Raw genomic sequence first — 13061 nt, forward strand, 5'->3', positions numbered from 1 at the left:
GGCGGTCGAGACGGCAACGTTCATCGGGAATTTCCTTAACCCTTGCTTCAAGCGTTCATTCTTTATCCGGCGTTCATCCTATCATCATCGTCATTGCGAGCGAAGCGAAGCCGTTCTTCGAACGGCTATGCCTCGCAATGACGAGAGCTAACCCCGATGGATCGGATCGATCCAGGCCACGTTCTCCGGCTTTTCTACCGGCTCGATGTCGAGATTGATCGCCACCGCCTCGCCGTCGCTGCGCACCAGCACGCACTCCAGCACCTCGTCCGGTGACGCGTTGATCTCCTGATGCGGCACATAGGGCGGTACGAAGATGAAATCGCCAGGACCGGCTTCGGCAGTGAACTGCAGGCGCTCGCCCCAGCGCATACGCGCCTTGCCCTTCACGACGTAGATCACGCTCTCCAGGTGGCCATGGTGGTGCGCGCCGGTCTTGGCGTTGGCGTGAATTGTCACGGTGCCGGCCCACAATTTCTGCGCGCCGGTACGGGCGAAGTTGATCGCCGCCTTGCGATCCATGCCCTTGGTGGAAGGAACGTTCGGATCGAGCTGATTGCCGGGAATGACTCGCACGCCATCGTGTTTCCAACGATCCGGATCGTGCGCGTGGTCGTCGTCGTGGTGATGCGGATGATGGTGATGGCCGTGATGGGAACCGCTCATTGCCTTGCTTTCGTTTTTGTCGGAATGCAGGCGCAAGCTAGGCCCATGCTGCAACGCAAGCAAGAGCCGCGAACGGAGAGTTCGTATGCGGCGAGTGCGCCGGCCTGGACCTCAGAATCGCGACACCAGGTCACGCCACGAGGCGGACGTAGATCACTGCAATCGCCACGGCAATATTCGCGGCAATGAGCACGTAGTCGACGGCGGTCCTGGCCGATAACGGCGGCAGCAATGGTGGTCGGGCGTTGGTCATGCGCGGGGTCTACTGCGCGCCCGCCAATTTCTCTGTGATACATATCACAATACCCCGCCTCAGGCCGCCGGGATCAGCGCCGGACCCGCCCCTGCCCTTGCATTTCGGGTCGATCAATTGGCCGCGAGCACGACCGCAAGGCCGAAGCCGGTCAGATGATGCAACGTCTGGTCGATCCCGATCAGCCACCAGAACCACTGGTGATCCATGGTGACGTTGAACGTCGAAACGCAGAAGCCCTTCACGCGGTCGATGATCAAATGGATCACAAAATCGACGAGCCCGAGGTACCAGAAGCGGGGCGCCAGCACGAGCAGGATCGTGACCGCGAGCGCGCCGTGGATCGCGCAGTGAACCAGCAGCGGCAAGGCCCAGCCGGTCTTGGCGTCCTTTCCCGCCGCCATCCACGATGTCTGCAGAATGAAATCGCCGATCACATGCTTGATCGCGAAAATGACCATCCATGCGGTGAGCGCGCCGACGGCGACCTGCGAAGACATATCAGGCAATATCATTCTGATATTCCTTCGCGTGCACTCATCGATGAGATCACAAATCGCTCCATCATAATGCAAGCCCGCGCGGCTCGCGCTAAGCGTTTATGCCGCACCACGCGAGGTCGCCTGAACAGCAGTCGCGCGAATCTCGGAAATCGTTCGACGCAATTCCTCCCCTGTCGCATCAACCGTCGCTGCACTCCGCACACGCGCGAGAGCTTCGTCAAGGCGCGGCAGCGCCAGATCGCCGTCGAACACCGGTTTCGCCAGACTATTGACGATCAGATTCCAGTTCGCCAGCGCGAGGCGGTAGCTGGCGCCGTAGCCGGAAACGAGAGCGATCGAGCGCACGATCTCTGCAGCCGCAGCTGGCTCTTTTATCAACGCGCGATCGATCATGTGTAGCCAGCGCTCGGTGGACGAACTTTCCTTGACATAACGCAAAGACGTCGGACGAATGCGCCTGAACAGGAGAAAGAGCCTCAACCTCGCCCGGCCTATCGGCCGATCCAGATGGATGCGCATCCTGCCGCGCAGCATCTTTATCATGGTCAGGCCGTCGGCAATCATCTGCGCCTGATCCCGCGGAAACATCGCGACGAACTCCTCGATCTCGGGCCGGTACAACTTGTTGGGCGGATCGATCGTGCTGGTTTCGGGAAGCGCCAGCGGCGCCCGGTCGAGCACGATTTGCGCGACACGGATCGGGTCGTTGAAGCTCATGCGCCGTGCCAGCAAATCGGCGATCTCGCGAAACAACGCCCGGGAGATGCCGTAACGGTCGTGAAACCGGCCGAGCCGATCGAGGTACAGGGCAGCGTAGTCGGTGTTCTGGAACTCCACCAGCATGTGGACATGCCTGTCGAGCACGGCCGCAAGATCGTCCGGCACCCCATCGGGCAAGGGTGGAATCTGCCGGCCATCCTCGCCAAACAGCCAGTTCGTCAGCGCCCGAAAAGGTTTGAGCGTTTCGGCCACGACGGACTCAGGCCGGCTTGTTCGCCGCTTGCGCCTGCGCCGCCGTCAGTGCGGCGATGCGGGCCTCCGCGCGGTTGAGGTTCTCGAACAGCCGCGCGCTGACCAGTCGCAGAAAATAGAAGCCGAAGGCCGGGTTCTGCACATAGAGCTCTTCGACCTGACGATACGTGACGCTGAGCACCAGACCGCTTTCAATGCATTCGAGTGTGCCGGTGCGCTTGTTGGAGGGTGACAGCATGCCCATCTCGCCGACCAGCGCACCAACCGGCACCTCCAGGCCCATCTCCACCAGCCGATAACGTCCGCTGACGATGTAGAACATGTCTTCGGCCTTCTCGTCCTTGTAGAACAGCACCTCGCCCGCTTCACACGGCCGCTCGGTCATGAACGGCTTCAACCAGGCCATCGATAGGTCGCTGTTCACGGAACGCTTCACGTCGCGCACGAGCTGCAGCATCTGGTGCAGCCGGTACGAATTCAAGGGCAACAGGACCATGTGCAAGACCATCGTGTGATAATGGCCGTTTGCGAAGGAGAACGTGATCAGCGCCAGGTTCGTGAGGATCCCGAAGATGCGTAGCGGGATCATGGTCGTCATCGTGTAGGTCGCGATCAGGAAGATCGACGAGAAGATTCCGCCGGCATTGGCTGCAACCTGAGACATATCCATGGCGAAAGACTCGATGCTGTGAGAGCTTGAAAGCCGTTTATCTGATCACCCGCGCTAGGCCGTGCTGCGCCGGGGCAGTCAGCTCGGCGATCTTATCACCGAAATGATCGTATAATCCTGACAGTGCCTCGGGCGCGAGCGGACGGCAGGCCGCAAGCGCCACGGCCGCCCCGCTGGCGTCGCGACCGGCCAACGCCTGCAGCAGCTGGCCGTGGAAGCGTGAGAGTTCGATGAATTGCGGCGTGCGGAATACCGCCTCGTCTCCGGCCAGCGCATACAGCTTGGTCGGCGCCGACTTGCCCTTGAGCAGGATTTCGCCCGCCTCGAGCAGCGCGATGCCTTTGGCGACCCGCGCAACCTCCTCAGACACGAGCAGATCCGTGCCGAAGGACTTGGTAGCCGCCTCGATCCGGGCCGAAACGTTCACGACGTCGCCCATGGCCGAGTAGTTGAAGCGGATTTCCGAACCCATGTTGCCGACGGCGGCGATTCCGAAGTTGAGGCCGACGCCGATCTTGACCTCAGCTGCGGCGATGCCGCGATCGGCGAAGCCGAACGCGTCATTCGCGTTCAGTTGTTTCACCACCTCGCGCATCTTCAACGCCGCGCGACAGGCCCGCACCGGATGATCGGCGATCTCCAGGGGCGCATTCCAGAACGCCATGATCGAGTCGCCGATGTACTTGTCGATCGTGCCAAGTTCGCCCTGGATGGCCTCTGACAACGGCGACAGCAAGGTATTGATGAAGTCCACCAGTTCGGTCGCCGACAACGCTTCGGAGATCGGCGTGAAGCCCCGCACATCCATGAACATCACGGTGATCTCGCGCGCTTCTCCGCCAAGCTGCATCGCCTGCGGCGAGCTCTCCAGTCGCGCCAGCAGTTCGGGCGCGAGATATTGCCCGAAGGCCTGACGGACGAACTGTTTCTCCTTGTCGGAGGCGATGCGCAGCGTGCGCTCGATGGCGATGTACATGGTGATCGCGGCAAGCGACGGATAGATCGGATCGAGCAGCAGGCGAAAATGCGAGAAGGCGAACCAGGAGCCGGCAATTGCCAGCGTCAGCGCGACGATGCCGGCAATGAATGAGAACTGCGCGCCGAACGACAGCAGCATGATGGCGACGAAGGCGGCGAGCAGCACAGTGCCGATGATCTCGAGCCCGTTCGCCCAGTCGGGGCGGCTGATGAAATCCTGCCCAAGGATCTGCTCGATCAGCTGCGCATGCACCGCAACGCCCGGCATGATCTGTCCGAGCGGCGTGGCCCGCGCGTCGGCCAGGCCCGCGGCCGATGTGCCGACCAGAACGATCGCACCGTCGATGCGCGGCTTGACTGTCGCCTCCTTCGCCGGATCGAGCAGATCCTTGACCGACACGTAACGTTCCGGGCGATCGCGATCGTAATAGAGCCAGGCCTCGCCGTCATCGGTCAACGGCACGCGGAAGTCCCCGATGCGCATGTCGAGCAGCGCTGCCCGGCCGCTGTCGGTCTCGCCGCTTGCTCCCGTGCCGCGCACGACGACACCCTTCTGACCCTGCGCGACCCGCAACGCTTCGCCGGCGAGGCTCGGATAGATCCGCTCGCCGTCGGAGAACAGCATCGGAATACGTCGGACGACGCCGGATCTGTCGCGCGAGCTGAGATTGATGCCGCCGACCCCGGCTGCTGCCTCGTCGAGCAGCGGCAGGTTTGCGACCGCGCCGGCAAACGGCGACAGCACGTCGGTCGGCTTGACACCGACAAATGCAAGACCTGCCTTCAGCGCTGGTCGTGCATCGTTCTGCGAACGGGTCGCCGCAAAACCCAGCACCGCGTTCGCCTTAGCCATGGCCTCGGCAAACATCGTGTCGTGGTCCGGCAGCCTTGCGAGCAGAGCCATGGTCAGGTCGCGCTCCGGCACGTCGCTCGCCTGCAGGTCACCCGCAATCCGTTTCGGCGTCGTGCGGTCGGGCTCGGGGAAGATCACCGCGAAAGCGACGGCGCCCGCACCCAATTCCGCAAGGCGGTTGGTAATGGTGGCGAGCCGCGTACGCGGCCAAGGCCACTGGCCATAGGCGGCGATCGAGGCCTCGTCGATGTCGACGATGCGGACCGGAAAGTCCGCATGGCTGCGCGGCTGCAGGCGCTGATAGGCGTCGAATGTCCGCTCTTGCAGCTCGGTGACGATCCTCGGGCTTTCGGCGCGAAGCCAGGTCAATGCGGTGAGCACGACCAGCGCCGCGCCGGTCGCCCGGCCGTGTTTGCTGCGAGCGAAGCGGCGCAGACGCGCCGCGAAAGCAAGGCTTCCGCGCCCGACCAGCAATCTGAACCGCTCGGAAGATGCCATGGGTGATCCTCGCCACGATTCATTACCGCTCAATGGCTTGAGAGGAAACGGCTTTTTGCCTTCCTACCGGTTCCTCGCCGTTGCGGACGACCTGTCGCGGCGGGGCCGGTGGTGCGTCTACTGCATGCGGCCCGCAAAGATTCCCGCGCCGCCATAGTTGCTCGGGCCGTAGATCCGCAAGGCGCCGCCCATCTCGCCGACAGGACTGGTCCGCCCCTGGAAGAACGAGCCGACCACATCCATGGAGCGGTTGCCGTTCGCCGCGCTCAGTCCCCCGGCGAAGGCGGGCGAGCCGCTGGGAAACACGATCTGGCCCGCATAGTTCGCGCCGTCGAGGTTGGTCACGCTGACATTGCCCGTGCGGGCGGCGAAATCGACCGTGTTCTGGAATTGCCCTGCAGCGACGTAGTTCGAGCTGCCATCGTGGATGTTGGCAATCGCATGGCCGCTATAGGTGGCGCTGCCGGTCGACGGAATATCGCTCGCATTCGCCGGCAAGCGTCCAGCGACCCAGAACATTTCAGCGGTGTCCTTGATCTGCCCGCCGCTTCCACCCTCGCCGGCGCGTGTGGTCCCGGCAGCCCACAGACCCCATTTCGTGTACTCGCACTGGCAAAATGCGACGCCGACAGTCTGTGATGCTGCCTGCGACAGCGGCGTGCCGGGCTTGAACTCGACGACGCCGCCGCTGAACTGAGTAACCGCCTGGCTATTGACCGTCGCTACCGGCGCGCCGCTTGAGCTCGTCGCCGGCAACAGGACGTTTGCACCGGTCGCCAGGTCATTGACGTCAATATTCGCCGTGTTTGGACCGAAAACATAAGTGCCGGACTGATATTCGTCGGAGGACGAATTCGCGGAGATCCTGTTGTTGTTCGAACCGGACGTGATCTCGCCGGCACGCACAGCGCCGAAAGCCGCCTGTTCGGTCTGCCCCTGTGCATTTGTCTCAAGAACGCCGACACCGAGCGCCGCAAGTATCGGCCCCAACGGACCGTAGTTGTTGCGCGAGGCCACCAATCCACCCGTGAAGGCCAAGAGAGACCGAGGCTCCGAATTCTGGTTCGGAATTTCCTGCGGGGGTGGTGGGGACGGCGGCGGCGGTGGTGGCGGTGGTGGCCTGTTCTCACGCTCGGTGATTTCGGCTCGCGTCTGACTGGCTGTCGTCTGGATCGTTTGATTGATCGACGAAGCTACGTTCGCCTGAGTGGTGCCGTTGACGATCTGGCTTGCCGCCCTTTGCAGGTTGGTCGCGATCGCACCGGCGGGCGTGCCGGACGCGGTGGTGCGCGCCTGATTGACCTGTGCGGACGTCGCCCGCGCACCGCCGCCCTGTCCGCCCTGGCTCTGAAGCAGAGCCAGCATGGCCTGCAAAAATCCGCTCGGCGGCGGCGAAGGATTTGTCGGCGGCGCGCCGCCGCCGAGCGTCTGTGTGTACTCCCCCGCGGTCAGCATTACGCTTGACGGGCCGGATGTTACATGGCCCTCGCCATAGCCGATGTAGACCGAGCTCGGGCTGAAGATGCCGACGCCGCCGCGAATGCCGACAACGGCGTTCGGTGTCGTGACCCGCGCATTGCCGGCGTGACTGATTTGTCCGCCGACGAAGCGCATCACGCCCTTCGTCAAAGTTGCCGCGAGCTTGCCGGTGTTTGAGCTCGGATTGTAGACGTACTCGTCGATCGCCAGATCGCTGTTCGGGCCGATCGTCATCGAGGTTTTGTCGAGAAAGAGCAGCTGCACCGAGCCTGCGGACGTCGTCTGGATGCGCTCGCGATGCGCTATCGACTGGCCAATGACGATGGTGCGCGCACCGCCCGAGCCTCGCGCCTGCGCTGATGGATTGACCGCGGCCGCCGTGCCGACCTGCTGCGCAGCAGCGGCGTGCGCGAAGAGCGCGACGCCGGCCGCCGATAGCAGGCCGACAAATCCGGCTTTCGCAGCGACGGGACGCACGTCGAAGTCTCGTGTCCTGATCATGGCTGTGCCTCAGAACCGCGCTGTGGGCCCGAAGGCCACTGTGAAGTTCTTCAAGTCGTAGTTGGGCAGGTTGGAGTCGATCCACGTATGTGTGATCGTCGTCCGCAACCCGTAGTTCTGATAAAGCTGAACGTCGATGATGCCGCCGACGCGCGCCTCGCGATCCTTACGGAAGACGAACGGATCGACGATCCAGTTCGGTTCGTCGTAGCGCGTGTCGCTGTAGCCGGCAGTCGGCGTGACCACCACCTGCCGCGGCGCGCCGTCGAATCCGGGCACGCTGAATTCCATCGGTAGTCCGACATCGGCCGACCAACGATCGTAGCTGTTGTAGTCGAACCGCGCATTGTTGCGATCGAAACCGACGCGCGTCGTCAGCCGTACGACGCCGAAGCGCAGCTCCGCATTGATCGCCGCCGTCGTGAGATTGCCCGTCTGTTCGCTTGCGGTCGGGAATTCGTCCGAATCGAAGAACCGGCGATGGCGATGCTCGATGTAGCCTTCGGCGAGACCAAAGCTGCCGAGCGGACCACGGATGGAGAAGCCCGCGCCGCCCGATTCGATATACTTGTGATGTGCCAGCATCACGCCGGTCCCGATGCCGTAGATCTTGAACGAAGCCTTCTGATCAATCGCGATGCGCGGACCGGCTGTCGCCTCGACGATCCCGAGATCGAACTGGGTGAACCTGTGCTGCTGTGAGGCGTAGCCGGTGAAGACAACTTCGAAAGCGTCACCGCGCTTGTTGATCTTGTGAATGTAGTGCATGGCCGCGACCTGGAACCAATTCCAGTCGGGTGCCCGAGCGAACTTATCGTTGAGGATCGCGTCCTGCCCGATCGCGCGCACGATGAGGCCGTCCGGTCCGATATTGGCGTTGCTCTGCCACCGTGCGCCGGCATGCGCGAACACGGCGAACTCATACGGCGCCTGCCGCCGGGCGATTTCCGCCAGATAGGCGTTCACCTGCGCGCGAATGTCGTTCGGCACATCGCTGCCTTTGATCGCGTCCTGCAGATAGCTGCGCGCGAGATCCCAGGAGCCGAGTTTGAAATAGAGCACGCCAAGCTCAAGCTTCACCCGCGGCAGGTTCGGGTTGAAGAACAGCATCCGCTCGAGAGCGCCGATCGCGGCCTCATAGTCGCCGCGTACGGCCGCCAACTCGGCGAACTTGAAGCTGACCTCCAGGTTCGACGGGTTTTGAAACATTTGCTGGAACAGCGCGTCGTAGCTGTCCTTGACGACCGCGGCGGGCGTTTGTGCGACCGCGCGCGCGTTGTCCGTCGACAAGGGTGCGGCGAGTACGAACGCAGCCGCAACGATGGTCGAAAAACCCTTCACGCTTGAAATTGCCCCCTCAAGTCCGCGGATTGCGGTTCCAGAGCCCCGAAAAAGCCGCGGACCCGACGCCTAAGCGTCAGAAATGATATTTCGGCAACGCGAAAAGAAAAGGAATATTAATAATTTGGCGCGGACTTGCCGCGGCATCGTTACTGATTCGCCACACCCTGGGTACGTTATCTGACTGATCGTCCGGCACTTGCAGCTATCGCTGGCCTTGTGTGTACCATTTGGAAGCAACTTCGGATCTCAAAGGTAGCCCGACGGATCGATGAAGAAAAAATCCGGCCATTTGATTCCGACAGCGGAGCTGGTTCGCAAGGTCCCGTTCTTCAGCAACCTCGCGCCTGACGCGGTTGTCGACCTCACCAGCATGCTGCGTCGGCTCGAGCTGCCGCCACGCGCGACCGTCGTCGAGAAGGATGCGCCAGGCGATTGCATGTACTTCATCGCCTCCGGCGAAGTCGAAGTCGAACTGCCGGGCCGGAAGATCCCGTTGACGCAGGGCAGTTTCTTCGGCGAGCTCGCGCTTCTCAGCAACTCGGTCAGGACGGCAACGGTCGTCACCAGGACCGACACGACGTTGCTGGTGCTGGACCTGGTCGCCTTCCGAACGCTGATGGCGCGGCATCACGATCTTGCCGCAGCGATCGATCTGGAAGCCCGACGCCGCACGCGGGAGAATCTGCAGCGAAGCAAAGCGCAGTAGATCGCTTCAATCCACGACGAGCTGCTACTTGCCTTCCTTCAGCAGTCGGCGGATTTCATCGTACATCTGCAGCGGATCGCGCTGACCATCGCCGCCCGCCAGGGCCACGCTGCTCAGTCCCTGAACGGCCGCGAGCTCGCGCTTGACGTCATCGACCTTGGCCTGGATACGGCGCTGGCGCTCGTCGATATAAGGCAGCACCTCGTCCTTCGGCAGCGGTCGCGAAGTTACCGCCACCGTGCCGCTGCCGACCGTCTCGTCGACGACGAAGCGTCCATCCTCCTGCAGCCGCGCGACCCATTTGAAGCGGAATGCGCCCGACGTCGCAGGCCCGATCCGGGTGTAACCGTCGCGGACGTCGTCAGCGGCAAGCGACTCGGCAATGCGGATGATCTCTTCGATCCGCTCCTCGCCGTCGCGGGTGGTGTTGTCGTCCGCTTCCATGATCCACTCATGATAGAGCCTACCGCGCCGCCTTGCGCAAGGGGCGGCCCGCCAGCCGCCTGCGTTCTAGACCGCCATCGTCACATCGTCGATTTTTACGTCGCCATGCAGGCGCCTGACATCTTCGACCCTCGACAACGATGTTCCGGCGCGCAGCACCGCGGCGGCGCCGGCGGCCGTCGCACAGCGCAGTGCCTCTTCGAGGTCCGCCGATCGCGACAGCTGCCAGACAAGCGCGCCGAGGAAGCTGTCGCCCGCGCCGACAACGCTGACCGGCTCGACCGGCAGCGGCCGGGCGCGAAGGGCACGGTCGACGGAAACCAGCAGCGCACCGTCAGCGCCGAGGCTCAACGCAATGATCGCGACCCTCTTCTTCGCGATCAGCGCGCGCGCTGCATCGACCAATTGCGGCTCCTGCGCCCCCGATATGCCGGCCAGATCCTGAAACTCTTTAAGGTTCGGTTTGATGAGATGGACACCTTCCTCAACCGCTGCCCGCAGCGGGCCCTGCGAGGTGTCGAGCATGATCTTCGCTCCGCTCGCCTTGATGGTGCGGATCGCGCGGGCGAACTTTTCATCGGAGATGCCCGAAGGCAGGCTGCCGCTGACGACAACCATCGATGGCGCGGGTCGAATATCGGCGACGGCAGCAACGGTCGTGCTCCATTCATTTTCGGAGAGCTGTGCGCCCGGCAGCACGAAGCGAAACTGCTGGTCGGTCGTATCCTCGACGAGCGTGAATACCTGCCGCGTCTCGGAGAACACATCGACCGTCGTGCACGGCACGCCTTCATCATGCATCAGGCGCTTCAACAGTTGTCCCGTGGCCCCGCCGATCGGAAACACGGCCAATACGTCGCCACCGAGACGCTTGATCACGCGCGCAACGTTGATGCCGCCCCCGCCCGGATCATAATGCGGTGGTGCACAGCGCAGCTTGCTGAAGGGCGCAATGCGTGCAACCGACGTCGAGATATCGACCGACGGGTTGAGCGTGATCGTGACAATCTCGGTCAATGGATGGCTCGCGAGCGTGATCGTGATGCCCCGGCGAGAACGCGTGAAGCGGGGGGCGGTTCCCGTGCGCTGCGGGAGCGACCAACGTCCTCTAGGTGATCGAGAGGCTTGTCCGCACCGTCTCTGCTAGCGCCAGCGCCTCGTTGCCCAATGACGGCGCGAACACCAGCCCCATGCGTGAGGTCGGCAGGTTCGGCAGACCTTCCGCGGCACCCAGCACCTTCATGCCTTCGCGCACGGCTCCGAGCGGCAACACGGTCAGTGCAAGCCGCGTCCTGATCATCGGCTCGATCGCCGAGTAGTTGTTGGAGACCAGAAGGATGCGGAAATCGCGTCCCGCATCCTGCAGCGCGGCCTCGGCCACCTGCCGCCAATGACATGTGATTGCGCCAAGTGCGAGGGGCAACGGCTCGCCGGGCACGATGCTGAAGCGCGGATGCGCGACCCAGACCAGCGGCTCCTCACGGACAACCTCCACGTTCTTTATCGCGGCACAGTCCGTCACCAGCGCGAGATCGAGCTCCTGATTGCGCACGCGATCGGCAAGCGCGAGCGAGCCTTCACAGATTACTGAGACCTCGACGAATGGATGCTGACGGGCGAAGCCTTCCATGATCGCTGGCATGAACACTTCGGCATAGTCGTCCGGAATGCCGAGGCGAACTTGGCCCGCGAGCCCCTTCTGGCCCACTTCCATCATCGCCGTCGCCTCGATCCGCAGCATCTCACGAGCGAACTCGACCAGCCTGTCACCGTCACCGGACAGCTTCATACCGCGTCCATTCTTGACGAACAGCGGTCGGCCGAGTTGCTCTTCGAGACGGCGGATATGCATCGACACCGCCGACTGGGTCTTGTGAACCCGTTCCGCCGCACGGGTGAATGACCCGGTGTCGACGATCGCCATGAACGATCGGAGCTGGTCGGTATCGAGCATGGCTGACCCATCTCTAAAAGCGATGAGAGACATTAGAAACATTCGTTGGACCGATCAATAGCGCAAGCCAATATGTTCTCGGATTGAACTCCGCCGGCGATTCAAAGCCTTCTGGAGTCGACGCCAGGAACAACAAAATGTCCTTTACAAACACTAACTTATACAAAATTCAGGTCCCTCAGAGGCGGCCCGGCAACTTGCAGGCGCTGCTTCAGGCACTCGGCCGGTTCCTGCTCTGGCCGATCCGGGTGTACCGGGCGCGGCAGACGCTGCACCAGCTTTCGCAAATGGACGTTCGCGAGCTTCGCGACATCGGCCTGACGCCCTACGATGTCCAGTCCGCGCAGGCGCTGCCGCTCGACGCCGACCCGACAAAGCTGCTGGCGAGCCGCGCCAGGGAACGGCTGAGCAGCCAGATCGAGAGGCGCTACTACTGACCGCGCAAGCCGTTGCAGAGATCGCCGTAAGCGATAAGGTCCCGCGCATCGCAGAAAGCGATGCCGCAACCTCCGGGGACCGCCATGAGCGACGACAGTCCGCCGCCCGAAACCAAGCTCACGCGCACCAAGGAAAAGTGGGCGCGCGAAGGCCGCTTCCTCACCGGCCGCGTCGCGCGTCCGCAATCGGAGCGGCTGCCGCCCGGCCAGCATCTCACCAATGACTGGCCGGTGCTTGACCTCGGCGTAACACCCGACATTCCGCGTGAACGCTGGCGGCTCGACGTGCATGGGGCGGTCGACAATCCGCTGTTCTGGGACTGGGCGGAATTCAGCCGCCAGCCGCAAAGCTCGATCACCTCCGACATTCATTGCGTCACGACCTGGTCGCGCTACGACAACGCGTGGCAAGGCGTTTCCACCCGCGATCTGCTGAACGCAGCGCAGCCGAAAAGCGACGCCGGCTTCGTCGAGCTGCACAGCTATGACGGTTATACGACCAACCTTTCGCTCGAGGATTTCGCGGTCGAGGACGCGCTGCTGGTGCATACATGGTCGGGCGAGCCGCTTACGGCCGAGCACGGTGGACCGGTGCGACTTGTGGTGCCGCATCTCTATTTCTGGAAGAGCGCGAAGTGGCTGCAGCGTATCGAGTTCCTGCCCAAGGATGCGCCAGGGTATTGGGAAGTGCGCGGCTACCACAACCGCGGCGACCCGTGGAAAGAACAGCGCTATTCCGACAGCGACTGAGCCGCTCGCTCTGACTTGCTCTCCTTGGGCCAAGTCACGTAAACATCTCCTCG

14 protein-coding genes are annotated in these 13061 nt (G+C 62.9%); 3 read left to right on the forward strand and 11 right to left on the reverse strand.

Going from position 1 to position 13061, the window contains the following annotated elements; translation table 11 throughout:
- Positions 1–147: 147 nt before the first annotated feature.
- The 8 genes from RCO31_RS09465 to RCO31_RS09500 all read right to left on the reverse strand — a co-directional run bounded on the left by RCO31_RS09465 (position 148) and on the right by RCO31_RS09500 (position 8714).
- Positions 148–666 (reverse strand): cupin domain-containing protein, encoded by a 519-nt coding sequence (locus RCO31_RS09465; RefSeq protein WP_308968065.1) that lies wholly within the window; start codon positions 664–666, stop codon positions 148–150.
- A 130-nt stretch (positions 667–796) separates the two neighbouring features.
- Positions 797–919: a hypothetical protein gene (locus RCO31_RS09470; RefSeq protein WP_308968066.1), complete on the reverse strand. Its 123-nt coding sequence runs from the start codon at positions 917–919 to the stop codon at positions 797–799.
- Positions 920–1032: 113 nt separating this feature from the next.
- Positions 1033–1434, reverse strand: a complete 402-nt coding sequence (locus tag RCO31_RS09475; protein ID WP_308968067.1) for a DUF3307 domain-containing protein — start codon at positions 1432–1434, stop codon at positions 1033–1035.
- A gap of 84 nt (positions 1435–1518) precedes the next feature.
- Entirely contained in the window at positions 1519–2394 is an 876-nt protein-coding gene (locus tag RCO31_RS09480; RefSeq protein ID WP_308968068.1) for a DUF6537 domain-containing protein, read from the reverse strand.
- A 7-nt stretch (positions 2395–2401) separates the two neighbouring features.
- Positions 2402–3064: a cyclic nucleotide-binding domain-containing protein gene (locus RCO31_RS09485; RefSeq protein ID WP_308968069.1), complete on the reverse strand. Its 663-nt coding sequence runs from the start codon at positions 3062–3064 to the stop codon at positions 2402–2404.
- Between the two features lie 37 nt (positions 3065–3101).
- Entirely contained in the window at positions 3102–5393 is a 2292-nt protein-coding gene (locus tag RCO31_RS09490; protein WP_308968070.1) for an adenylate/guanylate cyclase domain-containing protein, read from the reverse strand.
- A 117-nt stretch (positions 5394–5510) separates the two neighbouring features.
- Positions 5511–7373 (reverse strand): FecR domain-containing protein, encoded by a 1863-nt coding sequence (locus tag RCO31_RS09495; RefSeq protein ID WP_308968071.1) that lies wholly within the window; start codon positions 7371–7373, stop codon positions 5511–5513.
- Positions 7374–7382: 9 nt separating this feature from the next.
- Positions 7383–8714 carry a tetratricopeptide repeat protein gene (locus tag RCO31_RS09500; RefSeq protein ID WP_308968072.1) on the reverse strand — a complete coding sequence of 444 codons (1332 nt, stop codon included), beginning with the start codon at positions 8712–8714 and terminating at the stop codon, positions 7383–7385.
- A gap of 271 nt (positions 8715–8985) precedes the next feature.
- Here RCO31_RS09500 and RCO31_RS09505 point away from each other — a divergent pair, with 271 nt between their 5' ends.
- Entirely contained in the window at positions 8986–9423 is a 438-nt protein-coding gene (locus tag RCO31_RS09505) for a cyclic nucleotide-binding domain-containing protein (protein WP_308968073.1), read from the forward strand.
- A gap of 24 nt (positions 9424–9447) precedes the next feature.
- Here RCO31_RS09505 and RCO31_RS09510 read toward each other — a convergent pair whose 3' ends face one another.
- The 3 genes from RCO31_RS09510 to RCO31_RS09520 form a co-directional block, all read right to left on the reverse strand.
- Positions 9448–9867: a hypothetical protein gene (locus tag RCO31_RS09510; protein ID WP_308968074.1), complete on the reverse strand. Its 420-nt coding sequence runs from the start codon at positions 9865–9867 to the stop codon at positions 9448–9450.
- A 66-nt stretch (positions 9868–9933) separates the two neighbouring features.
- Complete coding sequence (locus RCO31_RS09515) at positions 9934–10884, reverse strand: 1-phosphofructokinase family hexose kinase (RefSeq protein ID WP_308968075.1); 951 nt, start codon at positions 10882–10884, stop codon at positions 9934–9936.
- Positions 10885–10975: 91 nt separating this feature from the next.
- Positions 10976–11821 (reverse strand): LysR substrate-binding domain-containing protein, encoded by an 846-nt coding sequence (locus RCO31_RS09520; protein ID WP_308968076.1) that lies wholly within the window; start codon positions 11819–11821, stop codon positions 10976–10978.
- A gap of 197 nt (positions 11822–12018) precedes the next feature.
- Here RCO31_RS09520 and RCO31_RS09525 point away from each other — a divergent pair, with 197 nt between their 5' ends.
- Positions 12019–12258: a DUF1127 domain-containing protein gene (locus RCO31_RS09525; protein ID WP_308968077.1), complete on the forward strand. Its 240-nt coding sequence runs from the start codon at positions 12019–12021 to the stop codon at positions 12256–12258.
- Between the two features lie 84 nt (positions 12259–12342).
- Positions 12343–13008 carry a sulfite oxidase-like oxidoreductase gene (locus RCO31_RS09530; RefSeq protein ID WP_308968078.1) on the forward strand — a complete coding sequence of 222 codons (666 nt, stop codon included), beginning with the start codon at positions 12343–12345 and terminating at the stop codon, positions 13006–13008.
- Positions 13009–13061: the final 53 nt, after the last annotated feature.

Source organism: Bradyrhizobium sp. LHD-71, from assembly GCF_031157255.1.
Classification (GTDB): domain Bacteria; phylum Pseudomonadota; class Alphaproteobacteria; order Rhizobiales; family Xanthobacteraceae; genus P52-10.

Coding starts and splice junctions, on each gene's coding strand:
- RCO31_RS09530 (WP_308968078.1), top strand. CDS start 12,343: ATGAGCGACGACAGTCCGCCGCCCGAAACCAAGCTCACGCGCACCAAG.
- RCO31_RS09465 (WP_308968065.1), bottom strand. CDS start 666: ATGAGCGGTTCCCATCACGGCCATCACCATCATCCGCATCACCACGAC.
- RCO31_RS09520 (WP_308968076.1), bottom strand. CDS start 11,821: ATGCTCGATACCGACCAGCTCCGATCGTTCATGGCGATCGTCGACACC.
- RCO31_RS09510 (WP_308968074.1), bottom strand. CDS start 9,867: ATGGAAGCGGACGACAACACCACCCGCGACGGCGAGGAGCGGATCGAA.
- RCO31_RS09495 (WP_308968071.1), bottom strand. CDS start 7,373: ATGATCAGGACACGAGACTTCGACGTGCGTCCCGTCGCTGCGAAAGCC.
- RCO31_RS09475 (WP_308968067.1), bottom strand. CDS start 1,434: ATGATATTGCCTGATATGTCTTCGCAGGTCGCCGTCGGCGCGCTCACC.
- RCO31_RS09490 (WP_308968070.1), bottom strand. CDS start 5,393: ATGGCATCTTCCGAGCGGTTCAGATTGCTGGTCGGGCGCGGAAGCCTT.
- RCO31_RS09505 (WP_308968073.1), top strand. CDS start 8,986: ATGAAGAAAAAATCCGGCCATTTGATTCCGACAGCGGAGCTGGTTCGC.
- RCO31_RS09470 (WP_308968066.1), bottom strand. CDS start 919: ATGACCAACGCCCGACCACCATTGCTGCCGCCGTTATCGGCCAGGACC.
- RCO31_RS09485 (WP_308968069.1), bottom strand. CDS start 3,064: ATGGATATGTCTCAGGTTGCAGCCAATGCCGGCGGAATCTTCTCGTCG.